Genomic DNA, 24,927 nt, shown 5'->3' on the forward strand with positions numbered 1-24,927 from the left:
CGATGATTCTGCTCCGTCGCCTGCTGGGTGACGTGCTGCGTCGGCAGCGCCAGCGCCAGGGCCGTACTCTGCGCGAAGTCTCCTCGTCCGCCCGAGTCTCGCTCGGCTATCTTTCCGAGGTGGAGCGGGGGCAGAAGGAGGCATCCTCCGAGCTGCTTTCCGCAATCTGCGACGCGCTTGACGTACGGATGTCCGAGCTCATGCGCGAGGTGAGCGATGAGCTCTCTCTCGCCGAACTGGCTGCGTCGGCAGCGGCTACGGAACCGGTGCGAGCACCGGTTCGCCCAATGCTCAATTCCGTCTCGGTGAGCGGTGTGCCGCCGGAACGGGTCACTATCAAGGCGCCTGCGGAAGCGGTGGACGTCGTCGCCGCGTAATGCCGCGTTGACTGTGCACACTGCTTGAGCGCTCAGATGTGACGAAAGCCCCGGCCGGGTTACCGGCCGGGGCTTCGTGCGTTCTGACGTTCTGATGTTCTGGCGTTCTGATGTTCTGGGTCAGGACGCGAGGCCTGTTTAAAGCGGCGATTTGAGGTGACTCGTTCATGTGCTGAGCCGACTGTGAGATGTCCCTATTGGTGCACTCGTGTCATGGTTGGTGGGGATTTTCGCTTACGCGATCCCATGATCTTTGGAGGTTGGATGAACGTCGTCAAGAGCCCCCTGTCCGATGCGGATCTGAAAACGGTCTCGGAGGCCCTGCAGGGGGCGCTCGTGGACCTGGTCGACCTCTCCTTGGTGGCCAAGCAGATTCACTGGAACGTGGTCGGCCCGCGATTCCGCTCCGTCCACCTGCAGCTCGACGAGGTCGTGGACACGGCGCGGCTGCACTCCGACACGGTGGCCGAGCGGGCTTCCACGCTCGGCGTCTCGCCCGACGGCCGTGCGGCGACCGTGGGGCAGAGCAGCGGGATCGGCGAGGTCGCCGGTGGCTGGGTCAAGGACACGGATGCGGTGGGAACGCTCGTGGACGCGCTCGGTGCGGTGATCACGCGGATGCGGGAGCGGGTCGGGGCGACCGGTGAGGCGGATCCGGTGAGCCAGGACATCCTTATCGGGATCACGGCCGATCTGGAGAAGCATCACTGGATGTTCCAGGCGGAGAGCGGCTGATCGGCTGGTCGGTCGATCCGCTGGTCGGTTGGTGGGCTGGTCCTCTGGTCCTCTGGTGGGCTGGTCCGCTCGTCGGTTGATCGGCTGATGACAAGAGAGTCAAGAGAGTAAGGAACGGTTGATCAGGGCGGGCAGGACAGGGCAGGGCAGGGCGGTGGCCGTGCCTCGTGTGCTCTGTGGTGCGCCCTCCCGCCCGGTGGAGCCGGGCGTCTAGCGTCGACGGGTGTCGGGTGTCGGCCGTCGGGTGTCATGCATTGGGCGGCTGGCCTCTGGCGTCTGGCGCCTGGTGTCTTGCGTCGGGTATAGAGCGGACCTCGTGCGGAGGTGGTGGCCGTGGCATGGAGAGTTGTGCGGTGGACGCCGGCTCTGGCGTTCGGGGCGCTCTGGTGGTGGGGCGTGCTGCGGCTGGCGCTCGCTCCTGATGCGGGGGTTCTGGAGGGGACCGTCGCGGCCGGAGGGTGGGGGCTGAGCCTGCTGCCGGTGCACTGTGTGCCGCAGTCCCGGGCGGTGCGCGCCGCGTCCCTGGCCAGGGAGCGCACTCCGCGGGCGGATGGTGCGCGGTGGCCAGGCGGGCGTGCGCCGCGGTGGTCCGAGGAGCGTACGGCCAGGGGCGCCGCTCGGTCCGCTGCCGGGGCCGTCACCAGGGCATGGCGACGCCGCCGTTCGGGCGAAGGATCTGGCCCGTCGTGAAGGCGGACGCGTCCGATGCCAGGTGCAGGACGGCGTGCGCGATGTCTTCCGGTTCGCCGACGCGGCCCAGCGGGGACATGCGGACCATCAGCCCCTCGGTGTGCGCCTGGGTGGCGGTGTCGTGGCGGTCGGTCATGGGGGTGCGGATCCAGCCCGGTGCGACGGCGTTGACGCGGATGCCGTGCGGGCCCACCTCGGTGGCGAGGGTCTTCGTGAGCTGGACGACGGCGGCTTTTGCCGCGCCGTAGCAGAGGAGGCCGGGGCCGCCGGTGTCCACGGCCCCTGAGGCCATGGTGATGATGCTGCCGGGGCGGCGGGACCTGTTGGCTTCGTCGGCGTTCGTCGCGGTTGCAGCGGTTGTGGTGGTGCCGGTGTTTGCGGCGATCATCGCGCGGGCCGCGGCCTGGCAGGCGTACAGGACGCCCTTGAAGTTGATGTTCAGGACCCGGTCGAGGTCCTCGTCGCGGGTCTCCAGGACCGGGCTGTTGTGCATGATCCCGGCGATGGCGGCCATGACGTCCAGGCGGCCGGTGGCCGCGGTGGCGCTCGCGACGGCCTGGTCGACCTGAGTTCTGTCCGCCACGTCCAGGGTGTGGGTGTGTGCGGTGCCGCCCGCGTCCTTGATGAGCGTGGCCGTCTCGTGGAGCCCCTGGGCGTCGCGGTCGGCGCAGTGGACGGTGGCGCCCGCTTCCGCGAGGAGTACGGCCGAGGCCCTGCCGATGCCGCTTGCCGAGCCGGTGACGAATGCGGTGCGTCCGCTGAGGTCGTACGCCGTTAGGGGCATGACGGGACGGTACGGCGATATCTGACGGGGCGTCAACTGATGTGCGCATGCCGGATTCAGGGGGTCGGGCCCTGTTGGCAGGAGGGGCACCAGTACGTGGGGCGGTCGCGGGAGCCGTCGCCCTGTTGGGCCTTGCGGATCGGGGTGCCGCAGCGCAGGCAGGGGCGGGGTGCGCGGCCGTAGACGTACAGGCGCTGGCCAGGGCGGTCGCGGCCCGTGGTGGTGCGCGACGGGCGGTCGCGGTTGGCTTCCAGGAGCTTCTTGGAGAGGGCGGGGAGGCGCGCGGCCGTCTCGGCGGGGAGCTCGCCGATGGGGAGCCACGGTGTGGTGCCCAGGAGGAAGCAGATCTCGCTCTTGAAGACGTTGCCGATGCCCGCGAGATTGCGCTGGTCGAGCAGAGCCTCGCCGAGGGGGCGCTCGGGGGTCGCGAGGAGATTGTCGAGCGCCTTTTCGGGGTCCCAGTCCGGGCCCAGGAGGTCGGGGCCGAGGTGCCCTACGGCCTTGTGCTCGTCGGCGGTGCGCAGCAGTTCGAGTACGGGCAGGCGATAGCCGACGGCTGTGCGCTCGGCGGTGCCCAGGATCGCCCTGATCTGGTATCCGGGGCCGCCGCTCCAGCGCTCGCCGGGGGCGTATACCCGCCAGGAGCCGTCCATGCGGAGGTGGGAGTGGAGGGTGAGCCCGCCCTCGATGCGGGTGAGGAGGTGCTTGCCGCGCGGGGTGACGTCCAGGACGGTGCGCCCGGTGAGGTCGACGGTCGCGAGCTTGGGGACGCGGAGGTCGGAGCGCGTGACCGTGTGCCCGGCGAGAGCGGTGTGCAGCCGCCGGGCTGCCTGGTGGATGGTGTCCCCTTCGGGCATGAGGTCCAGGGTGGCATGTCGGTTGCGGGGCGGGGGTGAGGCGAGGGGCTCCGGGCGCGGCTGGGCGCGGCTGGGCGCGGCTGGGCGCGGGTGGGCTCGGATGGGCGGGGCTGTGCGGGGTGGTGGGTGCCCTGGTGAGCTGGCCTTACGTGTGGGGCGTAAGGCGTCACGCACGCAGGCGTAGGCCCCGAGGGGTGGCGTGGAAGCCTGCTCCTTCCAGGAGAGGGGCGAAGGGGGAGGTCAGGGAGGAGCTTCCGTTGATGCGCTCGACCGTGACTGTGCCGAGTGAGCCCGCTCGGGCCGCGGCGGCGAGGGCTTCGGCGGCAGCCTGCAGTCGGGCGTCCTCGGCGGCGGGGGCATCGTCCTGCGGGGTCGAGGGCCAGGCAAGCAGGGTCTTGCCGCCGCGCTCCATATAGAGGGTCAGTTCGCCGTCGACGAGGACGACCAGGGAGCCTGCCTTGCGGCCCGGTTTGTGACCCGCGTCGTTGGGCGGCTCGGGCCAGGGGAGTGCTGCTCCGTACGCGTTGGCCGGGTCGGCTGCGGCAAGCACGAGGGCCTGGGTGTCAGAGGGGCGCGGGGAGTAGTTCATGGCGGACGGTGAACTCTCCGTACGGTCGCGGGCGTTCGCCGCCGCGCGGAGGCGGTCCACCGCGCCGTCCATGGCGAACTGGGCTGCGCCGAGCCCTTCGACGACATAGCCGCGCCGTGCCTGACCGCTGTCCTCGAAGGCGGACAGGACGCGATACGTCGCCGAGAAGCCGCCCTCGACTCCCTCGGCCGCGACCGCCCCACGGGTGACCACACCGTGCCGGTCCAGGAGGGTGCGGGCCAGGGCGTGGGCGCGCAGGGTGGGGTCGGGTTCGTGGGCGGGGAGCAGCGACCAACGGCCCGCGACGGTCGGCGGGCCCGTGCGCGAGGTGGGGCGGGCGGCGGCTGTCAGCGTGCCGTAGCGCCCGCGCGGGGCGCTGCGCTTGGCGCGGTGGGCCGTGGAGCCCGCGGTGCGGCCCGAGCCGAGGAGCGAGCGCATTGGGCCGAGCGTGTCGTTCGTGAGCCGCCCGGACCAGGCCAGATCCCAGATCATGTCGGCCAGTTGGAGATCGGAGGCCTCGGGGTGGGTGGTGGCGCGGATCTGGTCGGCGATCTGCCGGAAGAACAGGCCGTACCCCCCGGAGAGGGTGTCAAGGACCGATTGGTGGAGCGCGGTCAGCTCCAGGGGATGAGCCGGCGGCAGGAGCAGGGGTGCGGCGTCGGCCAGATAGAGGGAGACCCAGCCGTCCTTGCCCGGCAGGGATCCGGACCCGGCCCACACCACCTCTCCGGCGGCGGTGAGTTCGTCGAGCATCGCCGGTGCGTACCCGGAGACGCGGGAGGGCAGGACGAGCTTTTCGAGCGCGGACGCGGGCACGGTCGCCCCCTGCAACTGTTCGATGGCGCGCACAAGGCCGTCCATGCCCCGCAGTCCGTGCCCGCCCAAGTGCTGCCACTGCGGCAGGAACTGGGCGAGCGCGGCGGGCGGCACCGGCTCCAGCTCATGCCGGAGGGCCGCCAGGGAGCGGCGGCGCAGACGGCGCAGGACGGCCGCGTCGCACCACTCCTGTCCGATGCCCGCCGGATGGAACTCGCCTTGTACGACACGTCCGCCCGCGGCAAGGCGCTGCAGCGCGCCCTCGGTGACCGCCGCGCCCAGGCCGAAGCGGGCGGCGGCTGTGGCGGAGGTGAAGGGGCCGTGCGTGCGGGCGAACCGGGCGATGAGGTCGCCGAGGGGGTCCTTGACCGGCTCGGTGAACGCCTCCGGGACACCGACCGGCAGCGCCGTGCCCAGCGCGTCGCGCAGGCGGCCCGCGTCCTCGATCGCCGCCCAGTGGTCGGCCCCGGCGATGCGGACACGGATCGCGCGGCGGGCGGAGGCCAGCTCCTGCGCCCACTCCGGCTCGCCGCCGCGCTCGGCCAACTCGGCCTCGGTGAGCGGCCCGAGGAGACGCAGCAGGTCGGCGACGCCTTCGGCGTCCTTGATGCGGCGGTCCTCCGTGCGCCACTGGAGTTCCTGCTCCAGTTCCGCCAGGACGTCCGCGTCGAGCAATTCGCGCAGCTCGGCCTGGCCGAGGAGCTCGGAGAGCAGCCGGGAGTCCAGGGAGAGGGCCGCCGCGCGTCGCTCGGCGAGCGGTGAGTCGCCCTCGTACAGGAACTGCGCCACGTAGCCGAACAGGAGCGAGCGTGCGAAGGGGGACGGTTCGGGGGTGGTGACCTCGACGAGCCGGACCTTGCGGGACTCGATGTCGCCCATCAGTTCCGTGAGACCGGGGACGTCGAAGACGTCCTGGAGGCACTCCCTGATCGCTTCCAGGACGATGGGGAACGATCCGAACTCACTGGCCACCTGGAGCAGTTGCGCGGCGCGCTGGCGCTGCTGCCACAGGGGCGTGCGCTTTCCGGGGCTGCGGCGTGGCAGCAACAGCGCGCGGGCGGCGCACTCGCGGAAGCGCGAGGCGAAAAGGGCTGAGCCGCCCACCTGGTCGGTGACGATCTGATTGACCTCGCCCTTGTCGAAGGCGACGTCCGCCGCTCCTACGGGCGGCTTGTCGTTGTCGTAGTCCAGAGGCTGGTCGGTGGGTTCCTGGTCGAGCAGGTCAAGGCTCATCAGGTCGGCGTCAGGCAGGCGCAGCACGATGCCGTCGTCGGCGTGCATGACCTGGGCGTCCATGCCGTACCGCTCGGCCAGCCTGGAGGCGAGCGCCAGCGCCCAGGGCGCGTGCACCTGCGCGCCGAACGGGGAGTGCACCACGACCCGCCAGTCGCCGAGCTCGTCGCGGAAGCGCTCGACCACGATCGTGCGGTCGTCCGGGATGTGACCGCAGGCCTCACGCTGCTCGGCGAGGTACGTCAGTACGTTGTCGGCCGCCCAGTCGTCCAGGCCCGCGGCCTGAAGGCGCACGCGCGCGTCGTCGCGCGACTGGGAGCCGACCTCGCGGAGGAACGCGCCCACCGCACGGCCCAGTTCGAGCGGGCGGCCCAGCTGGTCGCCCTTCCAGAAAGGGAGCCGCCCCGGGACGCCGGGTGCGGGGGAGACGAGCACGCGGTCGCGCGTGATGTCCTCGATGCGCCAGGAACTGGTGCCGAGCGTGAAGACGTCGCCCACCCGGGATTCGTAGACCATCTCCTCGTCGAGCTCTCCGACGCGGCCCCCGCCCTTCTTGGGGTCGGCGCCCGCGAGGAAGACACCGAAGAGGCCGCGGTCGGGAATCGTGCCTCCGGAGGTGACCGCGAGGCGCTGGGCGCCGGGCCGCCCGGTGACGGTGCCGGCGACGCGGTCCCAGACCACGCGGGGGCGCAGCTCCGCGAAGGCGTCCGACGGATAGCGGCCCGCGAGCATGTCCAGGACGGCCGTGAAAGCCGACTCCGGGAGCGCGGCGAAGGAGGCGGCACGGCGGACCAGCGCAAGCAGGTCGTCGACCTGCCAGGTGTCGAGGGAGACCGTTGCGACGAGCTGTTGTGCCAGGACGTCCAGGGGGTTGGCCGGGATGCGCAGCGACTCGATGGAGCCGGTCCGCATGCGCTCGGTGACCACGGCGGCCTGTACCAGGTCCCCTCGGTACTTGGGGAAGACGACGCCGGTGGAGACCGCGCCCACCTGGTGTCCTGCTCGGCCGACCCGCTGCAGGCCGGAGGCCACGGAGGGCGGTGACTCGACCTGGACCACCAGGTCGACCGCGCCCATGTCGATGCCGAGCTCCAGGCTGGACGTGGCGACGACGGCCGGCAGGCGGCCCGCTTTCAGGTCCTCCTCGACGAGCGCGCGCTGCTCCTTGGAGACCGAGCCGTGGTGGGCCCGGGCGAGGACCGGAGGGGCGCCCTTGGCCGCGCCCGACTCGGCCATCAGCTCAGCGGGGGAGTGGTCTTCGGGGAGCGGCTCTCCCGTCGCGCGTTCGTACGCGATCTCGTTGAGCCTGTTGCACAGGCGCTCCGCGAGACGGCGTGAGTTGGCGAACACGATCGTCGAGCGGTGCGCCTGGACGAGGTCGGTGATGCGCTCCTCGACGTGCGGCCAGATCGAGGGGCGCTCCGCGCCCTGGTCGGAGTCGGCGACCGGGGAACCGCCCAGCTCGGCGAGGTCCTCGACCGGCACGACCACGGACAGGTCGAACTCCTTGCCGGACGGTGGCTGGACGATCTCCACCCTGCGCTGCGGGGACAGATAGCGCGCCACCTCGTCCACAGGACGGACCGTCGCCGACAGGCCGATGCGGCGGGCGGGCCTGGGAAGCAGTTCGTCCAGCCGCTCCAGGGAGAGGGCGAGATGGGCGCCGCGCTTGGTGCCCGCGACGGCGTGCACCTCGTCCAGGATCACCGTCTCGATGCCCGTCAGGGCGTCCCGTGCGGCGGAGGTGAGCATCAGGAAGAGCGATTCGGGCGTGGTGATCAGGATGTCCGGCGGGCGGGTGGCCAGGGAGCGGCGCTCGGCGGGCGGGGTGTCGCCCGAGCGGATACCGACCCGCACTTCCGGCTCGGGGAGCCCGAGGCGGACGGATTCCTGTCGGATGCCGGTCAGCGGGCTGCGCAGGTTGCGCTCCACATCGACCGCGAGGGCCTTCAGGGGAGACACGTACAGCACCCGGCAGCGCTTCTTGGGGTCGGCGGGCGGCGGGGCCGAGGCCAGCTGGTCCAGGGCCGCGAGGAACGCGGCGAGCGTCTTGCCCGAGCCGGTGGGCGCGACGACCAGCACGTCCGAGCCCTCGCCGATGGCCTTCCACGCCCCGGCCTGCGCGGGCGTGGGCGCCGAGAAGGCCCCCGTGAACCAGCTGCGGGTCGCGGGGGAGAACTCATCGAGAGCGCTGCGGGCACTGGCTGCGGACCTGACCATGACCCCATCGTGCACCCCGCCACTGACAACTGCGCCGACCTGCGGAAAAGGGCTTGCGTGGCTGTCGCAGAATGGGGTCATGGCAGGTTCGTCGGAGCAAGCGCGGCATTGGCGGTACGCGGAGCTGCCCGGGGTCGACCTGCTGCGTGCCCACTACATCAGCAAGACGTTCGTGCGACACACCCACGAGCACTTCGTGATCGCCGCGATCGCCGAGGGCGTCGACGTCTTCCAGCATGGCGGCGCCGATCGGCGTGCGGGGCCCGGAACCCTCGCCCTGATCAACCCCGACACCATGCACACGGGCCGGGCCGGCGGGCCCGAGGGCTGGCGGTACGCCGTGGTCTATCCGTCGCCGGATCTGGTCGCGGCCATCGCCGCCGAGACCACCGACATCCGCGGGACCCCCGGCTTCGTACGTCCGGTCCTTGAGGATCCGTACGCCGTGACCCTCGTCCACCGGGTGCTGCGCGCCGCCGAGGAGGGCAACGCGCTCGCCGCCGACACTCTGCTGCGGGTGGCCGTGACCCGGCTCCTTCGGCTGAACGGTGGAACCGTCCCCCAGCGTGCCGTGCGCACGGCGGGTGCCAGGATCGCGGCACGCGCGCGTGACGTCCTCCAGGAGCGTCTTGCCGACCCGCCGAGCCTGGAGCGGCTCGCAGCCGACCTCGGCGTCGGCCCCTTCGCCCTGCTGCGGGCCTTCCGTGACGCGTACGGGATGCCGCCGCACACGTGGCTCACCGACGCGCGTGTGCGCGACGCACGGCGCCTCCTGGACGCGGGGACGGCACCCGCGGCGGCGGCCGTCGCCGTGGGCTTCACCGACCAGCCACACCTGAACCGGCACTTCGCGCGGATCGTCGGGGTGCCGCCCGGGGCCTATCAGCGCGAGCGCAAGAACGTACAAGACGGGGAATCGGCCCTGCTCGTACCGTCCGGCGTGTGGCAGAACAGACGACACCCGCAGACATGACAGCCGGACTTCCGGCAGACATATCAACCGGCCTCCCGGCAGACATGACAGGCGACCGCACACCGGAGAAACCCGATTCCGCCGTCGTCCGCGACGCTCTCGGCGTCGGGATCGCCGTCGGGCTCTCCGGCTTCGCCTTCGGAGTGACCTCGGCGGGCAGCGGCCTCACCGTGCTGCAGACCTGCGCGCTCAGCCTGCTGGTCTTCACCGGCGCCTCGCAGTTCGCGCTGGTCGGGGCGCTCGCGGGCGGCGGGAACCCCTTCACGGCCGCGGCGGGCGCCTTCTTCCTCGGCGTACGCAACGCGTTCTACGGGCTGCGGCTCTCACAGCTCCTGTCCCTCCCGCGCGCGCTGCGCCCGTTCGCCGCCCACTGGGTCATCGACGAGACCACCGCCGTCTCGCTCGCACAACCGACACGGCGCGCCGCACGCATCGGCTTCACCGTCACCGGACTGAGCCTCTACGTGCTGTGGAACCTCACCACGCTGCTCGGCGCTCTCGGTGCCGAGGCCATCGGTGACACCGACGCGTGGGGGCTCGACGCCGCGGGACCCGCGGTCTTCCTTGCGCTTCTCGCGCCGATGGTGCGTACGAACACGGAGCGGGCCGTGGCGGGGATCGCGGTCGTCCTGGGGCTCGGCCTGCTGCCCGTACTGCCCGCAGGAGTACCGGTCCTGGTGGCCGCGCTCGCCGCCCCGGCCGTGCTCTACGTGGAGGGCCGCAAGGCCGCCGCCAAGGAAGACGCACGCCCCGGCGACACCCGGAACGACACCCAGAACGAAGCGCAGAGGGAAGAACGTTGAACATCTGGATCGCGATCGGCGTGACCTTCGTCGGTTGTTACCTCGTGAAGCTCGCGGGCCTGCTGGTACCCGTGGGCGCCCTGGAGCGCCCGCTCGTCAAGCGCATGGCCGCCCTGCTGCCCGTGGCGCTGCTCGCCGCGCTCACGGCCCAGCAGACCTTCGCCGAAGGGCGTGTCCTGCAGCTCGACGCCAAGGCCCTGGGGCTCGCGGCGGCAGCCCTGGCGCTGCTGCTGCGCGCGCCGTTCCTGGTCGTCATCGGGGCGGCCGTGGTCGTCACCGCGGGGGTGCGGGCACTCACGGGCTGACCGCTGCCGTCGTCCCCGCAGCCTCGAACACCCGCTCCCGTCGCACGCGGGTCCCGTGGGTAATGTGACGCGTCACCATCGCGGCCCCCGGAGAGGAGACATCGTGGCGCTGTCCTCCGAAGCCAGATCCCTCGCGGCGCGCTGTGAACCCAGGGTGAATGAACTGGCCCGCAGGATGGCCCGTGAGTCGTTCGAGGAACTGCCCGGATACGCCGAGCTCCCCGACGACGTGAAGGACCTGGAGATAGCCGCGACCGCACGCCACGGAGTGCGCCTCTTCCTGCGCCGCGTCACCGATCAGCCCGGCAGCCACCGGGTCTTCCGCGAGCGGGCCGCACAGCGCGCGGAAGAGGGCATGCCGCTGCACCTGCTGCTGCGTACGCACGCTCTGGGGGTCTACGTCCTGTGGCAGGCGCTGCGCGACGTGGCACGCCCCGGCGAGGAAGCGGCCCTGGTCGAACTCGTGGACGTGCTGCTGCAGTCGCACCCCGCCATCGTCGGGACCGTGGCCGAGACCTACCTGGACGAGCGCTCCGCACTGGAGGCCGAGCAGCGCGCCCAGCGCAGGTCCCTGGTCCGCGGCCTGCTCGACGGCATGGTGCCGCCCGGCCATGTGCTTCTCGACCAACTGAGTCTGGCGGGGCCCGCTCTCGTCCTCGCGGTGGGCTTCGACGGGGCGCCGGTCGAAGGCCCCGTGGCGGTACGGCGGCGGCTGCGGCGTGTGCAGACGGCCCTGGACCACGCCTTCGACGTGGAGGTGCTCGCGCTTCTCGATGCCGGAGGCGGGCGGGTCATCGTGCCCAAGGAATGCCGGCCACCCGAGGATCTGCCGCGCCGCATCGGCAAGGCCTGCGACCTTCCGGTGCGCGTGGCCGCCGTGGACGCCGCAGGGCCCGAGGCCGTGACCGGCGCGGCCCGTACCGCGACCGAGATACTGCGCATCACGCGCGCGTGCGGGATGCCTCCGGGCCTGCACCGCATGGACGACGTGCTCCTGGAGTACCACCTCTCCCGTCGCAACGAGAGCAGCCACCTCATCTCCGCGCTGCTCGACCCGGTGGCCGACCACCCCGAGCTCATGGAGACACTGCGCACCCACCTCGCCCATCAGCAGGAGCGCAGGGCGACCGCCGCCGCCCTCGGTCTGCATCCCAACACCGTCGACAACCGCCTCGCGAAGATCGGCGAACGCACCGGCATCGACCTGTCGGCGCCGCGCGGCACGGCACTGGCCATCGCGGCGCTGCTGTTGAGGGAGGCGGAGGAAGCGCCGTCAGGCGATGGAGCGGCCATGCGCCCGTAGCGTGCGCAGCGCCTCGACGGTGACGATCGGGCGCGATTCGAGGGCGCTGCCCGGCGCCCACTGCCGCCACCGGATCGGCCAGCCGCCGTCCTCCTGCTGCTCCTGCTCGAGGAAGTCCAGGGAGCGCGCCATCTCCTCGTCGGTGAACCACGCGCGCGCGAGGGACTCAGGCGTCTTCGCGTAGTCGTGGGCGAAGTGATGCTCGTCCGGTGCGTAGCCGGGCGCCACGGGGTACGCGTCAAGGCGCTCGGGGTCGAGCGCCACGAGGCGCTGCTCCCGGGTGAGCCTGCCGAGCCGGTCGGCGGCCGCCTGCGCGCGCGGGCGGTCGGGTGCTCCGTCGAGGAAGGCGACGGCCGCCTGGATCTCGTACGGATGAGACTTCTCGAGGGACTCGACGACGGCCCAGCAGAAGTCGGTGGCCCTGAACAGCCAGGCGTGCCACACCTCGTTGCGGTGCAACAGGCCCACTACGGGGCCGGTGGCGAGGAGTTCGCTCGGCGGATCGTCCACCACGGGCACGAACGGAGCCGAGGGGTAGCCGCGCTGGCTCGGATGGATCGCGGGAAGGGCGCCGTCGGACGTGGAGACCGAGGTCAGATAGCGGCACACGCGCTCGACCCGCTGCCCGCCGCAACGCCGGACCGAGTCCAGGACGCGCAGCGCGTGCCCGACGTGCAGGGGCTGGCTCACGGGGCCGCGCAGATCCGGTTCGAGCGCATATCCGTACCCGCCGTCCTCGGTGTCGTAAGCGGCCAGGGCGGACTCCACCGCGTCGGCCAGCGGGTCGGCTCCGCCGCCGCCCGTGCCGCTCAGGAAGTGATAAGCGAAACGTCGCTGCTCCAGGACGCGCGCGGTGAGCCAGACGAAGTGCTCGGCGCGTGCGACCGGCGAGGGCACAGCGTGCGGGGATGCTCCGGTTTCGGCCATGCACAGACCGTAGGCCGGAAAGCGCCTTCGGTAAGCCCTCTGCGTCCGGCTGCACTCTCAAGGGCGTGATACTGGAGGCATGCGGTTGACGATTTTCTGGGAGCGGATGGCGGACCACTTCGGGCAGGGGTACGCCGACTCGTTCGCTCGCGATCACGTGATGGCGGAGCTCGGCGGGCGCACGGTGCATCAGGCGCTGGACGCGGGCTGGGACGCCAAGGACGTCTGGCGCGCCGTGTGCACGGCGATGGACGTACCGGCCGATAGGCGCTGACCGCGGACAGTTCGCCGCCCTCGGGAGGGCCCGTCCCGGGTTCTGGTGGGCGCGAAGATGAGGGGGCGGCGGCTGAATGCCGGTGACGTGGGCGAGACTGGGCCCGTGGCATCGACAGACGAGACCGCGCAGGTCACCCAGGATGTAGCTCCACTCGGCACGACGCCGCCCGCACAGCCCCCGGGCGGGGTGGAGACCGGGCGGGCCGCCAGCATGCCGCGCTGGCTGCCACGCGCCATGGTGCTCGCCCTCGCGCTCATCGCCTGTTTCCAGTTGGGCAGTTGGGCCTTCCACCAGCTGACCGGGCTGCTGATCAACATTCTGATCGCGTTCTTCCTTGCGCTCGCGGTCGAGCCCGCGGTGAGCTGGATGGCCGCGCGCGGGCTGCGCAGGGGCTTCGCCACCTTCCTGGTCTTCCTCGGCGTCCTGATCGCGAGCGCGGGTTTCGTCACGCTCATGGGCTCGATGCTCGCGGGCCAGATCGTGGACATGGTCGAGGACTTCCCCGAGTACCTCGACGATGTCATCAGCTGGATCAACCAGACGTTCCACACGGAGCTCTCCCGGGTCGAGATCCAGGACAGCCTGGTCCACTCGGACTGGCTGCAGAAATACGTGCAGAACAGCGCCAGCGGCGTCCTGGACGTGTCGGCGCAGGTCCTCGGCGGCCTCTTCCAGCTCCTGACGGTCCTGCTGTTCTCGTTCTACTTCGCGGCCGACGGACCGCGGCTGCGTCGAGCGCTCTGCTCCGTGCTCCCGCCCGCCCGGCAGGCCGAGGTGCTCCGTGCCTGGGAGATCGCGGTCAACAAGACCGGCGGCTATCTCTACTCGCGCGGCCTGATGGCGCTGATCTCCGGAGTGGCGCACTACATCCTGCTGGAGGCCCTCGGCGTGCCGTACGCGCCCGTGCTCGCGGTGTGGGTCGGCCTGGTCTCTCAGTTCCTCCCCACCATCGGCACGTATCTGGCGGGCGCGCTGCCGATGCTGATCGCCTTCACGGTCGACCCTTGGTATGCGCTGTGGGTGCTGATCTTCGTGGTGGTCTACCAGCAGTTCGAGAACTACGTCCTGCAGCCCAAGCTCACCGCCAAGAGCGTGGACATCCACCCGGCGGTCGCCTTCGGGTCGGTCATCGCGGGCACGGCACTCCTCGGCGCGGTCGGCGCCCTGATCGCCATCCCGGCGATCGCGACCCTGCAGGCCTTCATGGGCGCGTACGTGAAGCGGTACGACGTCACGGACGACCCGCGTGTCCACGGGCACCGGCGAAAGGGTGGAGCGTCGCTCCTCACGCGCATGCGGCGTGCTCTGCGCGGGCCGAACCATCCGGGGGCGGCGTCGGAGGCCGAAGTGGCGGCGGAGGAGGCCGCAGACCCGGGGCCGGACGAACGTCAGTAGGTGCGTATGCCCGGGCAGTAACCCTGGGTGCGAGCTCGGCGCGGAGGCTCGCGAGGGCGATGTGCGCCGGGCGGACCGGACCCTTCCGTACTCTCGGTGGAGCCGCGTGGTGCGCTTGACACCGAAATCGAACATCCATTCTTATGGGTTGCCTGGCGGCGTTTTCCCGGGGTTTTCGCGGGGGGATCCCTGGGGCTCCGGCGGATTCCGGCGGGGCGATCGCCCCGAGTTATCCACAGGCCGGACGGGCGCCGGGGCGGATTGTCAGTGGCAGGCGCTAGCGTCATTGACGTGAAGCGATCGACACAAGCAAATCGGGTGGAACCCATGGCAGGAACCGACCGCGAGAAGGCGCTCGAAGCCGCGCTCGCACAGATTGAACGGCAATTCGGCAAGGGCGCAGTGATGCGCATGGGCGAGCGGCCGAACGACCCCATCGAGGTCATCCCCACCGGGTCGACCGCGCTCGACGTCGCGCTCGGCGTCGGCGGCATCCCGCGCGGCCGTGTGGTGGAGGTGTACGGACCGGAGGCCTCCGGCAAGACGACCCTGACCCTGCACGCCGTGGCCAACGCACAGCGGGCAGGCGGCTCGGTGGCCTTCATCGACGCCGAGCACGCCCTCGACCCCGAGTACGCGAAGAAGCTCGGCGTCGACATCGACAACCTGATCCTGTCCCAGCCGGACAACGGCGAGCAGGCTCTGGAGATCGTCGACATGCTGGTCCGCTCCGGCGCCCTCGACCTGATCGTCATCGACTCCGTCGCGGCCCTGGTGCCGCGCGCGGAAATCGAGGGCGAGATGGGTGACTCGCACGTGGGTCTGCAGGCCCGCCTGATGAGCCAGGCGCTCCGGAAGATCACCAGCGCGCTCAACCAGTCCAAGACGACAGCGATCTTCATCAACCAGCTCCGCGAGAAGATCGGCGTGATGTTCGGCTCCCCGGAGACCACGACCGGTGGCCGCGCGTTGAAGTTCTACGCCTCGGTGCGTCTCGACATCCGCCGCATCGAGACCCTGAAGGACGGCACGGACGCGGTCGGCAACCGCACCCGCGTCAAGGTCGTCAAGAACAAGGTCGCGCCGCCCTTCAAGCAGGCCGAGTTCGACATCCTCTACGGCCATGGCATCAGCCGCGAGGGCGGTCTGATCGACATGGGCGTGGACAACGGCTTCGTCCGCAAGGCGGGTGCCTGGTACACGTACGAGGGCGACCAGCTCGGCCAGGGCAAGGAGAACGCCCGCAACTTCCTGAAGGACAACCCCGATCTCGCCGACGAGATCGAGAAGAAGATCAAGGAGAAGCTGGGTGTCGGCGTGAAGCCGAAGCCGGAGGAGCCGACCGCCGAGCCCGGCAAGGACACGGAGGGTGTGATGGGCGCGGCCGAGGACGCCGCCAAGACGGTGCCCGCACCGGCGGCCAAGGTCACCAAGCCCAAGGCCGCCGCGGCCAAGAGCTGATCCATGACGCGGCGCACGGACTGGGCGGACCAGATCACTCCCGAGCACCACACCGACCCCGCGGGCCGAGGCTTCGCGGACGGTGCGGATCAGGGCGGCGCCGACCAGGCTGGTGACGGCACCGGCCTCCGCGGGGGCGGCGGCCGGAGGGGCCGCCGACGGCGTGGCGGCTTCGGTGAAGGCCGAGGTGACGGTGCACAGGACAGCGGCCCCCCTTCCTCGTCGAGGGCCGAGAAGGGGGAGCCGCCGACGGGGGATCCGGGTGAGCGGGCACGGGCGATCTGTCTGCGGCTGCTCACCGGGACCCCGCGTACGCGCAAACAGCTGGCGGACGCGCTGCGCAAACGGGACATCCCGGAGGATGTGGCGGACGAAGTGCTGACCCGCTTCGAAGAGGTCGGCCTGATCAATGACGGTGCCTTCGCGGGCGCGTGGGTGGAGTCACGGCACCACGGCCGGGGCCTGGCCCGACGAGCGCTCGCGCAGGAGCTGCGCACGAAAGGCGTGGACCCCACGCTGATCGAGGAGGCCATGGGGCAGCTGGACTCGGAGCAGGAGGAGGCGACCGCGCGCGAGCTGGTCGCCCGCAAGCTCCGTGCCACGCGGGGCCTCGACCGCGACAAGCGGCTGCGCCGCCTCGCGGGCATGCTCGCCCGCAAGGGCTACTCCGAAGGCCTGGCACTCCGGATCGTCCGGCAGGCACTCGAGGAAGAGGGCGAGGACGCGGGGGACTTGGGGTACGACGGGGATTGAGCCGGCCAGGGCCCTCGCGGGGGTGGGGCTCAGGTCAGGGCCGGGCAGCGCGGTGCGAACCGCGGCCCGGCCCTTTTGCGTGCCGCGGGGATCCGCATCCGCTTCGAAAATGCGCTGCGCTTCTCGCCGTGGAGGGACTCCATAGGGCTTTGCGCCGTAGGTGTTACTCCGTAGGGCTTCACGCCACAGGGGTACTCCGCGGGCCTCGTTCCGCAAGGTAGGACTCGCCTGGGCCTCGCTCCGTAGGCCCGGCCTCAACTCCCCCTCTTCGCCCAGAGGGTGGGGTTAACCCCCTGCTGAAGACGCCGGTCCACCGCACTGCAAAGGAACCTGTGCACAGACGACTGTGTACGCATGGCAAAGGAACCCGGCACCACCGATGGCGCCCCCGAGGAGCTGAGCGACCTCCGCGTCCTCAAAGCGCTCGCACAGCCGCGGCGCCAGCAGATGCTGCAGCACCTCACCGTGCACGGCCCGGCCACCTCCGCGACGCTCGCCAGGGCGCTCGGCCTCAATACCGGGGCCACCAGTTACCACCTGCGCGAGCTCGCCCGCTACGGCTTCGTCGAGGAGACCGAAGGCACGGGCGCAGGCGCAGGCGCAGGCGCGGGCCACGGACGCGAACGCTGGTGGCGCGCGGTCCCCGGCGACCGGCGCTTCCCGCCGCGCAGTCGGCAGAACGCCGAGACGCGGCTCGTCATGGACGAGTTGAACCACCTCTCGTACGCCGCCGACCTTGAGCTCTTCGAGCAGTTGCAGCGAGACGGTGGCGCCGAACCCGGTGAGTGGGCCGACGCGTTTCCGTACTCACGCGGCACGATCCGGCTGACGCTCCCCGAACTCCGCGAGTTCTTCGAGGAGTACATCGCCCTGCTCAACCGTTACAAGCGCCCCGATGCGGAGACACCGGCCGACGCCCGCACCGTACTCACGCGGCTCCTGGCCTTCCCGGCGCCCGCATCGACCGACGCGCCCGCGCCCGCTGACGCGCCCGCGCCCACCGGCGCACCCGGGCCCGCCCGCGCCCCTCTGCCCTCCCATGCCCCTCTGCCCGCACACTCCTCAGAGCCCGAGGCGACATCATGATGCTGCGCTACGCACTGCAGACAGTCCGAGACCGTAAGGGCGGATTCCTCGGCGCCTTCCTGGCCTTGATGTGCGCCGCCGCGCTCATCACGGCCTGCGGCACCCTCCTGGAGACCGGCCTGCGTGGCACCATCCGGACCGAGCGCTACGCCGCGGCCCCAGTGATCGTCTCCGCCGACCAGAACGTCCACCGGACCACCGTCAAGCACAAGAAGGGCAAGACCAAGGTCAAGCACAAGGCCAAGCCGATCGCCGAGCGGGCCTGGCTGTCGGCCGACGTCGCGCACAAGCTCAAGGGTGTGCCGGGCGTCGGCAGAGTCATCCCTGAACTCACCTTTCTCGCGGCGCCACTGACTCCGGAGGCAGGTGATCTTTCCGACAAGCCCGCGTACGGCCACTCCTGGGAGTCGGCCGCGCTGACGCCCTTCCGCCTTGTCGAGGGCGAGGCCCCGCGCGCCGCCGGTGACCTCGTCATCGACCGCGACCTCGCCGGGCGCGCCCACCTCAAGACCGGCGACCGCCTCACCGTCCAGTCGACACAGGCCCCGCGTTCCTACCGCGTCACCGGTGTCGCAGCCCCCGCCAAAGGCGCCCTCGCCCACCAGACGTCCCTCTTCTTCTCCGCCGAAGAGGCCGAGCGGCTCGCCGCGCACCCCGGCCGGATCACCACCCTCGGCGTCGTGCCGGCCAAGGGCACCGGGACGGGGGACCTCAAGAAGGCGGTCACAGACGCCATCACCGGTACGAAGGCGCAGGTCAGCACCGGCGACGACCGTGGACCCGTGGAGTTCCTCGACGCGGCGGCCGCCCGCATCAAGCTGGTCAGCATGGGCGGCGCGATGGGCGGCACCTCCCTCCTTGTCGCCATCCTCGTGGTCGTCGGCACCTTCGCCCTCTCCGTGCAGCAGCGCCACCGCGAACTCGCCCTGCTCCGTGCCATCGCCGCGACGCCGAAGCAGATCCGGGGTCTCCTCGGCCGCGAGGCCCTGATCGTCGGCGCGGCGGCAGGCGTCATCGGCTCGCTCGCCGGGATCCCGCTGGGCGGCTGGCTGCACGGCAAGTTCGTGGACATGGGCGCCGTCCCCGCCACTCTGGAGCGGACAGTGAGCGTTTTCCCGCTCTTCGCCGCCGTGGCCGCGACGCTGCTCGGAGCCTGGGCCGCAGCCCGCCTCTCGGCCCGCCGCATCGCGCGTATCCGACCGGCCGAGGCCCTCGCCGAAGCGCGTGTCGAGAGCACCCGGCCGCCGTGGATCCGCATCATCGCGGGTCTTGCCCTTCTCGCCGGAGGCGCCGTCCTTGTCGCCGTGCTCAGCGTGCTGCGCACCGAGCCCGCGTCGACGCCGGTGACGTTCCTGAGCGTTGTGGTTCTCGCCTCCGCCGTCGCGCTCCTCGGCCCGCTCCTGGTCAGGGCGTCGGCCGCCGTACTCCGTGGCCCGCTGCGGATCTCCGGGCCCAGCGGCCGACTCGCGCACGCCAACCTCCGTGGAAATGCCGCCCGGATGGCGGCGGCCGTCACCCCGCTCACCCTCCTGACCGGCATGGCCTGCACCGTCCTGTTCGTTCAGCCCACCCTCGGCGACGCCGCCCGCGCACAGGCACGCGAGGGCATCCGCGCCGACTGGGTCCTTGCGGCGCAGGGGCCCGGCGTCCCGGCCCGGGCCGCGCAGAAGCTGCGTACGACCGAAGGCGTCGAGGCCGCCACCGAGGTCGTGCGCACCACCGTGCGCGTAGGGCTCGACAAGTACCCGGCGCAGGGCGTCAGTGCGGCCGGTCTCACCCGCACCTGGGACCCGGACGTGACCGCCGGAACCCTGAGGGGCTTCGGCAAGGGCAGTGTCGCCGTCAGCGAACTGGCCGCTGATCAGCTCAACTTGAAGCCCGGCAGCACTTTGAAGCTCACGCTCGGCGACGGCACGAAGACCGCGCTCAAGGTGGGCGCCGTGTACACACGGGGACTCGGGTTCGGAGACCTGACCATGGCGCACGACCTGGTCGCCCGCCACGTCGACAACCCGCTCGCCGCCACGGTCCTGATCAAGAGCGACCGTACACAGCAACAACTCGCGGCAGGCGTCGCGAAGTTCCCGGGCGTGCGGGTGCTCGCCCCGGCCGCCGCCGACAACCTCCAGGCCGAGCGCCAGCAGGCGAACTCCGAGGTGAACTACCTGGCCATGGGCCTCATCCTGGCCTTCACCGCGATCGCCGTCGTCAACACCCTCGCGATGTCGGTCTCCGAGCGCGTCCGCGAGTTCGCGATGCTGCGTCTCGCGGGGGCGAGCCGCCGTCAGGTCCTGGGCATGCTGCGCACCGAGGCGCTGTCCGTCCTGCTCATCGGCACGGCCATCGGCAGCGGCATCGCGCTCGCCGTCCTGACCGCTTTCAGCATCGGCATGACGGGCAGCGCCGCGCCTTCGATCACGCCCCTGGTGTACGTCTCCGTGGTGGCCGTCGCGGCTCTGCTCGCCCTCACCGCGACCGCGCTCCCTGGCCGCGCCGCCCTGAAGCCCCGCCCCGTCACGGTGGCGACGGCCAAGGAGTGAGCGTGCTCAGCCCCCGGCAGGAAGGTCGGCGTCGACAGGAAACCCTGCGGCCTTCCACGCCTGGAACCCGCCGATGAGGTCGGTCGCGTGCCGCAGCCCCAGCTGTCGCAGAGAGACGGCCGCGAGACTCGACGCGTAGCCCTCGTTGCAGATCACGACGACCCGCAGGTCGTGGCTCACGGCCTCCGCGGCACGGTGGCTCCCCTGGGGGTCCAGGCGCCACTCCAGCTCATTGCGCTCGACGACGAGGGCGCCGGGGATCAGACCGTCCCGCTCGCGCAGGGCGGCGTACCGGATGTCGACCAGAAGTCCCCCGGCGGCAGCGGTGTCGCGCGCCTCCTCCGGAGTGACCCGGTCGAGGTCGAGCCGCACGCGCTCAAGCAACTCATCGATGCCTACGGGAGGTACATCTGCAGGAGGTACATCTACGGGACGTGCGTCTACGGGCTGCTCACTCACTGCCAGTCCTCCGGGCGCTCCACGGACTCCAGGCGCAGGACCGCGCCCGTACGGCTGTAGCGCCGGATACGCGGCAGTGGCGGATAGTAGGCGTGCACGGAGATGGCGTGCTCGCTCGTGGACTCGTTCAGAACCTCATGGACGTGGTTCTGGCCGAACGCCCTGCCCTTGCCGGCCGTCAACTCGCGCTCGCGGTCCACCCCTTCGGACAGCTCAAGGGTCTTCCAGCCGTCGGTGGGCAGCCGGGCGGCGAGTGAGTTCTCCTTGAGGGCGCCGGCAGCGGTGAGGAAGGCACCGACCGACTCCGCGTGGTCGTGCCAGCCGGTGCCGGTGCCGGGCGGCCAGCCGATCAGCCAGGCCTCGCTGCCGCCGGGCCCTTCGAGACGCACCCAGGTGCGCCCCTCGGGGTCGAGCGGCAGTGAGGCGATGAGCTCGGGGTCGGCCGCGCTGCGGCGTACGAAATCGAGAAGCTCGGCGGCGGTGGGCGCGGGCGCCGCCGTGGAGGCATGCGTGGCGGGAACAGTCGAAACGGTGGAAGTCGAAACGGTGGAAACAGAAGCAGACACGGCTACCGTCCTGGAAGTTCGCGGAAGCGCGCACCACAGACCCAGAGAGGGGCAGGCGCGCAGAGGAAAGGCGAATTCAGAAGGACGTGCGACACACGCAGCCCGCATAGCGGATGAGGTCCATATGGACCCTCCGCCACAGGCGCACATCGGTGTCGGTCATATTTCGGAGTAGACCATGACGCTGCGTGCCGGTCAACTCCTGTTCACTGGGTGGTCGGCCTGCTCGCGACGGCCGTGCTCTCCTCCTTCACCGTGGTGTCCGCACTGTCCGCGCGTCGCTTCGGCACCGCCCCGCCCAGGGCTGCCTCGGCCGCCGTATACAGCTCGGCGGGGCGTACCCCGCCGAGCGCGGTGACCAAGTGGCCGTCGGGGCGGATGAGCAGCACCGAGTGCGCGGGAGCCCCGGGGTAACTTTCCGCGACCAGAAGCTCCGCCGGGTGCGGCAGCGCCGTGACGGCGGCGGCGAGCCGGGGCATGATCCCGGCCGTCACCCAGTGCCGCCGCTCCCACACCACCGTGCCGGGCGCGACGAGGACGACGAGCAGATGCCCCACGCCGAGCCGGTCCCGCAGCCGCACCAAGGAGCCGTCGGGCGCCGTCACCGGCACATCGGCCACGGGCGCCCCAGGCTCCGTGTCCACGGGCACCTCGGACTCGGAGGGCGCGGGCGCCAGCGGTGACTCCGCGTACGACGTGGGCGCTCCGAGGGGCCCGCGGCCCACATGGCCGTCGGTGAGGAGCGTGTCGTGCCCGCGCGCCGATCCCGGCACGTACGAGCGCAGGCCCTTGCCGCCCCGCAGTATCGGCAGCGACTGGTCGGCGGCGCGCAGGCGTGTGGCGACGCCGGCCCGCCGCTCGGTCTGATAGCTGTCGAGCAGGGCGTCCCGCGCGCCGTGATGCCAGGCAAGGGCCAGCTTCCAGGCGAGGTTGTCCGCGTCCCGCAGCCCTTCGTCGAGCCCCTGAGTACCGAGCGCGCCGAGCAGATGCGCGGCGTCCCCCGCGAGGAAGGCACGGCCGACCCGCCACCGTCGGGCAAGGCGGTGGTGGACGGTGTGCACGCCCGTGTCGAGAAGTTCGTACGGTGGCGTGGAACCCCCGCACCAGCCCGCGAGAGTCTCGCGGATGCGGACCACGAGGGCGTCGGGCGTCACGAGATCACCGCGCGGCGGCAGCAGCCAGTCGAGCCGCCACACCCCGTCGGCGAGCGGGCGGCCCGTCACCTCGGCGCCCCCGTGGCGCCACGGAGGCATCCGATGCAACAACGCCTCGCCGGGCCCGGGAAGTTCCGTGCGCAGCGCGGCCACGGCGTGTCGTTCGACAGCCGTGCGCCCCGGGAAGCGGACGTCGAGGAGCTTGCGCACCGTCGACCGAGGTCCGTCGCAGCCCACCAGATAACTGCCGCGCCACCAGGTGTCCTTGGGACCGCGCGTGTGGGCCGTAAGGCCGCCCGCATCCTGCTCCAGGGAGTCGAGCTTGCTCTCCACCGCGATCTTGACCAGACGCTCCTCGGCGATGGCCGCGCGCAGCGCGCCGGTCAGCGCGTGCTGGGGCACATGCAGCGGGGCCGGTGTCTCGTCACTGAACGTGAGCTCCCGCATCAGCTGCTTGCGCCGCAGGGACCGCAGGCCGACCCATCGCGCGCCGGAGTCCTGGTCACCGAACGAGTGACCGGCGAGCCGCTCCATGAGGGCCGCGGTGTCATCCCGCAGGACGACGGTCCGCGCGGGCCGCTGCTCGTCCTTGCCGGGACCTTCGTCGAGTACGACGGTGGGTACGGAGTGACGCGCGAGAGCCAGGGCGAGCGTGAGACCCACGGGGCCCGCGCCGACGACGATCACCGGGTCCACGGGGCGCACCCTCCCGCCGCAAGGGCCCGGGAGCGCTGGACGTACGTACAGGAACTTACAGTTGGAGCCCGGTGCGCGATCACAGAACGTATGCAACAGACTGCTTGGCGAGCCGTCAAGCTGGACGCACTGGAGGCCGGGCTTCGGCTGGGATCGTTCGTGTGGGCACCCGGTGGGGCATGCGTCAGGGCCCGTCGAACGGATTCGACGGGCCCTGGGACACGCACTGCTGACAGAGCATCACTGCCGCATGGATCGCGTCAGTTCTTCTTCTCCGGGTCGTCACCCGGCTGCGCGTCCGCTGCCGCGGTGCCCCCGGCGGCGGGGCCCTGAGGCGCGGAGGGATCGAGCACGCCTGGTGCCTCGGCCGGTTCGGCGGCCGCGGCGACGGCGATACCGGTCTTGGCACGACGGCCGCGCTTCTCGATCCAGGTGGCCAGCGAGGAGAGGAGCAGGCAGAGCCCGATGTAGATGGCGCCGAACACAGTGACCGTCTGGACGAACGGGTATACGCCGTTGACGGGTGTGTTGTTGGCGATCAGCCGGGCCGACTGGAGCAGCTCGGGGTAGAGGACGAAGAATCCGAGCGAGGTGTCCTTCAGCGTCACCACCAGCTGGCTGATGATGGTCGGCAGCATCGACCGGACCGCCTGCGGGAAGAGCACCGAAGCCATGACCTGGGTCTTGCGCATACCCAGGGCGTAGGCCGCCTCCATCTGCCCCTTGGGCACCGCGTTGATGCCCGCGCGGAGCACCTCGGCCTGGACGCATCCGTTGTAGATGGTCAGGCCGAGCACCAGCGCCCAGAACGGGGTCATGTTGCCGACCAGGCCGACCCAGAACGCGAAGATGGTGATGAGCAGCGGAATGGACCGGAAGAGGTCGATGAAGGCGACGGCGAACCAGCGCACCGGCTTGTGCTCGGAGAGCCGCGCCACACAGAGCACCACGGCGAACACCAGCGAGAAGATGCCCGCGAGGGCGAACACCTTCAGCGTGGCGACAAGGGAGTCCAGAATGTTCTGCTGAATTCCGGTGTAGTTGAAGATGTCCCAGAGGTCACCTTCGAACTCGCCCTTGCTGTTCAGCCGCAGAATGATCCAGAGAATGCCGCCCAGGAAAGCCGCGGTGCCGACAACGCTGTAGATGATGTTGCGGACACGGGCTTTGGGGCCGGGGGCGTCGAAGAGAACGTTGGCACTCATCGGGCGACCTCCAGGCGGTGCTCAAGGAGTCGGAAGAGGCCGTTGATGGCGTACGTGATGATCAGGTACGCGACGGTGATCCAGATGAAGATCATCACGATGTCGTAGCCCTCATTGCTCAGCGTCTTGGAGATGTTGAACAGCTCGACGTTGTCGAAGGCACCCGCGATGGCGGTGTTCTTCGTCAGAGCGATGAAGATGCTGGAGAGCGGCGGCACCACCGTGCGCGTGGCCTGGGGCAGGACGATGAGCCGCATCGTCTGGGCGAAGCTGAGCCCGACCGCTCGGGCCGCCTCGGCCTGCCCGAGCGGCACGGTGTTGATGCCTGAGCGGACCGCTTCGGCCACGAATGCGGAGGTGTAGAAACCGCAGGCGAACGTGGCGAGGACGAAGGAGTCCAGGTCGGGATAGAGCACCTTGGGCAGAACGAAGAACGCCACAAGGAAGAGCAGAGTCAGAGGGGTGTTCCGCAGCAGTGTGACCCAGAGGGTTCCGAATATTCGCAGCGGTGGAACGGGTGATACCCGGAACCCGGCGATGATGACCCCGGCCACCACAGCCACGAGCGCGCTGGATGCGGTCAGCTTCAGAGTCCCCAAAAACCCTTCGCGGAAAAGCGACAGGTTGTCGAGCAGTACGTCCATGAATTCTCCGCGAGGTCTTTCGCGACGGGTCGCAGGTGATCGCGACGGGCCCCGGCCTTCAGGGCCGAGGGCGGTGGCA

Annotated in this window: 22 protein-coding genes; 12 read left to right on the forward strand and 10 right to left on the reverse strand. The window is 70.9% G+C overall.

What is annotated here, in order from left to right:
• Window positions 1-2 precede the first annotated feature (2 nt).
• Complete coding sequence (locus ACFQ7F_RS15590) at window positions 3-377, forward strand: helix-turn-helix domain-containing protein (RefSeq protein WP_160507571.1); 375 nt, start codon at window positions 3-5, stop codon at window positions 375-377.
• A gap of 264 nt (window positions 378-641) precedes the next feature.
• Window positions 642-1,112: a Dps family protein gene (locus tag ACFQ7F_RS15595; protein ID WP_383270638.1), complete on the forward strand. Its 471-nt coding sequence runs from the start codon at window positions 642-644 to the stop codon at window positions 1,110-1,112.
• Between the two features lie 637 nt (window positions 1,113-1,749).
• Here ACFQ7F_RS15595 and ACFQ7F_RS15600 read toward each other — a convergent pair.
• From ACFQ7F_RS15600 to ACFQ7F_RS15610, 3 genes are all read right to left on the reverse strand, one after another.
• Complete coding sequence (locus ACFQ7F_RS15600; RefSeq protein ID WP_383270640.1) at window positions 1,750-2,586, reverse strand: SDR family NAD(P)-dependent oxidoreductase; 837 nt, start codon at window positions 2,584-2,586, stop codon at window positions 1,750-1,752.
• Window positions 2,587-2,642: 56 nt separating this feature from the next.
• Entirely contained in the window at window positions 2,643-3,443 is an 801-nt protein-coding gene (locus ACFQ7F_RS15605; protein ID WP_383270642.1) for an Fpg/Nei family DNA glycosylase, read from the reverse strand.
• Between the two features lie 166 nt (window positions 3,444-3,609).
• On the reverse strand, window positions 3,610-8,301 hold the full coding sequence (locus ACFQ7F_RS15610; protein ID WP_383270644.1) for an ATP-dependent helicase: 4,692 nt from the start codon (window positions 8,299-8,301) through the stop codon (window positions 3,610-3,612).
• 79 nt (window positions 8,302-8,380) lie between these two features.
• Between ACFQ7F_RS15610 and ACFQ7F_RS15615 the strand changes: the two genes are divergently transcribed.
• The 4 genes from ACFQ7F_RS15615 (at window position 8,381) to ACFQ7F_RS15630 (ending at window position 11,685) form a co-directional block, all read left to right on the forward strand.
• Window positions 8,381-9,274, forward strand: a complete 894-nt coding sequence (locus ACFQ7F_RS15615; RefSeq protein WP_383270646.1) for an AraC family transcriptional regulator — start codon at window positions 8,381-8,383, stop codon at window positions 9,272-9,274.
• Window positions 9,244-10,077, forward strand: coding sequence for an AzlC family ABC transporter permease (locus ACFQ7F_RS15620; protein ID WP_383270648.1), 834 nt, complete (start codon window positions 9,244-9,246; stop codon window positions 10,075-10,077). The genes ACFQ7F_RS15615 and ACFQ7F_RS15620 overlap by 31 nt, the downstream gene beginning before the upstream one ends.
• The gene (locus ACFQ7F_RS15625; RefSeq protein WP_383270650.1) at window positions 10,074-10,382 is read left to right on the forward strand and encodes an AzlD domain-containing protein; all 309 of its coding nucleotides are present in this window, start codon (window positions 10,074-10,076) and stop codon (window positions 10,380-10,382) included. The genes ACFQ7F_RS15620 and ACFQ7F_RS15625 overlap by 4 nt, the downstream gene beginning before the upstream one ends.
• A gap of 103 nt (window positions 10,383-10,485) precedes the next feature.
• Window positions 10,486-11,685, forward strand: coding sequence for a PucR family transcriptional regulator (locus tag ACFQ7F_RS15630; RefSeq protein ID WP_383270652.1), 1,200 nt, complete (start codon window positions 10,486-10,488; stop codon window positions 11,683-11,685).
• Here the strand turns inward: ACFQ7F_RS15630 and ACFQ7F_RS15635 are convergent.
• The gene (locus ACFQ7F_RS15635; RefSeq protein ID WP_383270654.1) at window positions 11,656-12,612 is read right to left on the reverse strand and encodes a hypothetical protein; all 957 of its coding nucleotides are present in this window, start codon (window positions 12,610-12,612) and stop codon (window positions 11,656-11,658) included. The two genes, ACFQ7F_RS15630 and ACFQ7F_RS15635, sit on opposite strands and share 30 nt — an antisense overlap.
• Window positions 12,613-12,691: 79 nt before the next feature.
• On the opposite strand from ACFQ7F_RS15635, the gene ACFQ7F_RS15640 reads away from it, so the two are divergent.
• From ACFQ7F_RS15640 to ACFQ7F_RS15665, 6 genes are all read left to right on the forward strand, one after another.
• Window positions 12,692-12,886, forward strand: a complete 195-nt coding sequence (locus ACFQ7F_RS15640; RefSeq protein WP_351173787.1) for a DUF3046 domain-containing protein — start codon at window positions 12,692-12,694, stop codon at window positions 12,884-12,886.
• Between the two features lie 105 nt (window positions 12,887-12,991).
• Window positions 12,992-14,284 (forward strand): AI-2E family transporter, encoded by a 1,293-nt coding sequence (locus ACFQ7F_RS15645; RefSeq protein ID WP_383270655.1) that lies wholly within the window; start codon window positions 12,992-12,994, stop codon window positions 14,282-14,284.
• A gap of 327 nt (window positions 14,285-14,611) precedes the next feature.
• A complete protein-coding gene (gene recA / locus ACFQ7F_RS15650; protein ID WP_383270657.1) occupies window positions 14,612-15,745 on the forward strand; it encodes a recombinase RecA in 1,134 nt (377 codons plus the stop codon).
• Window positions 15,746-15,748: 3 nt separating this feature from the next.
• Complete coding sequence (gene recX / locus ACFQ7F_RS15655; RefSeq protein ID WP_383270658.1) at window positions 15,749-16,498, forward strand: recombination regulator RecX; 750 nt, start codon at window positions 15,749-15,751, stop codon at window positions 16,496-16,498.
• Between the two features lie 354 nt (window positions 16,499-16,852).
• The gene (locus ACFQ7F_RS15660) at window positions 16,853-17,584 is read left to right on the forward strand and encodes an ArsR/SmtB family transcription factor (protein WP_383270660.1); all 732 of its coding nucleotides are present in this window, start codon (window positions 16,853-16,855) and stop codon (window positions 17,582-17,584) included.
• Window positions 17,581-20,124, forward strand: coding sequence for an FtsX-like permease family protein (locus tag ACFQ7F_RS15665; RefSeq protein WP_383270662.1), 2,544 nt, complete (start codon window positions 17,581-17,583; stop codon window positions 20,122-20,124). The genes ACFQ7F_RS15660 and ACFQ7F_RS15665 overlap by 4 nt, the downstream gene beginning before the upstream one ends.
• Window positions 20,125-20,130: 6 nt before the next feature.
• Here ACFQ7F_RS15665 and ACFQ7F_RS15670 read toward each other — a convergent pair whose 3' ends face one another.
• From ACFQ7F_RS15670 to ACFQ7F_RS15695, 6 genes are all read right to left on the reverse strand, one after another.
• Entirely contained in the window at window positions 20,131-20,583 is a 453-nt protein-coding gene (locus tag ACFQ7F_RS15670) for a rhodanese-like domain-containing protein (RefSeq protein ID WP_383270663.1), read from the reverse strand.
• The gene (locus tag ACFQ7F_RS15675) at window positions 20,580-21,149 is read right to left on the reverse strand and encodes a cysteine dioxygenase (RefSeq protein WP_383270664.1); all 570 of its coding nucleotides are present in this window, start codon (window positions 21,147-21,149) and stop codon (window positions 20,580-20,582) included. The genes ACFQ7F_RS15670 and ACFQ7F_RS15675 overlap by 4 nt, the downstream gene beginning before the upstream one ends.
• Before the next feature lie 76 nt (window positions 21,150-21,225).
• Complete coding sequence (locus ACFQ7F_RS15680) at window positions 21,226-21,312, reverse strand: putative leader peptide (protein WP_383270722.1); 87 nt, start codon at window positions 21,310-21,312, stop codon at window positions 21,226-21,228.
• Window positions 21,313-21,355: 43 nt separating this feature from the next.
• Window positions 21,356-22,999, reverse strand: coding sequence for an FAD-dependent monooxygenase (locus tag ACFQ7F_RS15685; protein ID WP_383270665.1), 1,644 nt, complete (start codon window positions 22,997-22,999; stop codon window positions 21,356-21,358).
• Window positions 23,000-23,259: 260 nt separating this feature from the next.
• Window positions 23,260-24,204 (reverse strand): amino acid ABC transporter permease, encoded by a 945-nt coding sequence (locus ACFQ7F_RS15690; protein ID WP_383270667.1) that lies wholly within the window; start codon window positions 24,202-24,204, stop codon window positions 23,260-23,262.
• A complete protein-coding gene (locus ACFQ7F_RS15695; protein WP_383270669.1) occupies window positions 24,201-24,848 on the reverse strand; it encodes an amino acid ABC transporter permease in 648 nt (215 codons plus the stop codon). Before ACFQ7F_RS15695 ends, ACFQ7F_RS15690 begins: the two co-directional genes overlap by 4 nt.
• Window positions 24,849-24,927: the final 79 nt, after the last annotated feature.

The sequence above is a fragment of the Streptomyces sp. NPDC056486 genome (genome assembly GCF_042795295.1).
Classification (GTDB): Bacteria; Actinomycetota; Actinomycetes; order Streptomycetales; family Streptomycetaceae; genus Streptomyces.

Bases quoted from the DNA above. Each gene is read 5' to 3' on its own strand.
- ACFQ7F_RS15590 (WP_160507571.1), top strand. From the start codon at position 3: ATGATTCTGCTCCGTCGCCTGCTGGGTGACGTGCTGCGTCGGCAGCGC.
- ACFQ7F_RS15595 (WP_383270638.1), top strand. From the start codon at position 642: ATGAACGTCGTCAAGAGCCCCCTGTCCGATGCGGATCTGAAAACGGTC.
- ACFQ7F_RS15600 (WP_383270640.1), bottom strand. From the start codon at position 2,586: ATGCCCCTAACGGCGTACGACCTCAGCGGACGCACCGCATTCGTCACC.
- ACFQ7F_RS15605 (WP_383270642.1), bottom strand. From the start codon at position 3,443: ATGCCCGAAGGGGACACCATCCACCAGGCAGCCCGGCGGCTGCACACC.
- ACFQ7F_RS15610 (WP_383270644.1), bottom strand. From the start codon at position 8,301: ATGGTCAGGTCCGCAGCCAGTGCCCGCAGCGCTCTCGATGAGTTCTCC.
- ACFQ7F_RS15615 (WP_383270646.1), top strand. From the start codon at position 8,381: ATGGCAGGTTCGTCGGAGCAAGCGCGGCATTGGCGGTACGCGGAGCTG.
- ACFQ7F_RS15635 (WP_383270654.1), bottom strand. From the start codon at position 12,612: ATGGCCGAAACCGGAGCATCCCCGCACGCTGTGCCCTCGCCGGTCGCA.
- ACFQ7F_RS15640 (WP_351173787.1), top strand. From the start codon at position 12,692: ATGCGGTTGACGATTTTCTGGGAGCGGATGGCGGACCACTTCGGGCAG.
- recA (WP_383270657.1), top strand. From the start codon at position 14,612: ATGGCAGGAACCGACCGCGAGAAGGCGCTCGAAGCCGCGCTCGCACAG.
- recX (WP_383270658.1), top strand. From the start codon at position 15,749: ATGACGCGGCGCACGGACTGGGCGGACCAGATCACTCCCGAGCACCAC.
- ACFQ7F_RS15660 (WP_383270660.1), top strand. From the start codon at position 16,853: ATGGCAAAGGAACCCGGCACCACCGATGGCGCCCCCGAGGAGCTGAGC.
- ACFQ7F_RS15665 (WP_383270662.1), top strand. From the start codon at position 17,581: ATGATGCTGCGCTACGCACTGCAGACAGTCCGAGACCGTAAGGGCGGA.
- ACFQ7F_RS15680 (WP_383270722.1), bottom strand. From the start codon at position 21,312: ATGACCGACACCGATGTGCGCCTGTGGCGGAGGGTCCATATGGACCTC.
- ACFQ7F_RS15690 (WP_383270667.1), bottom strand. From the start codon at position 24,204: ATGAGTGCCAACGTTCTCTTCGACGCCCCCGGCCCCAAAGCCCGTGTC.
- ACFQ7F_RS15695 (WP_383270669.1), bottom strand. From the start codon at position 24,848: ATGGACGTACTGCTCGACAACCTGTCGCTTTTCCGCGAAGGGTTTTTG.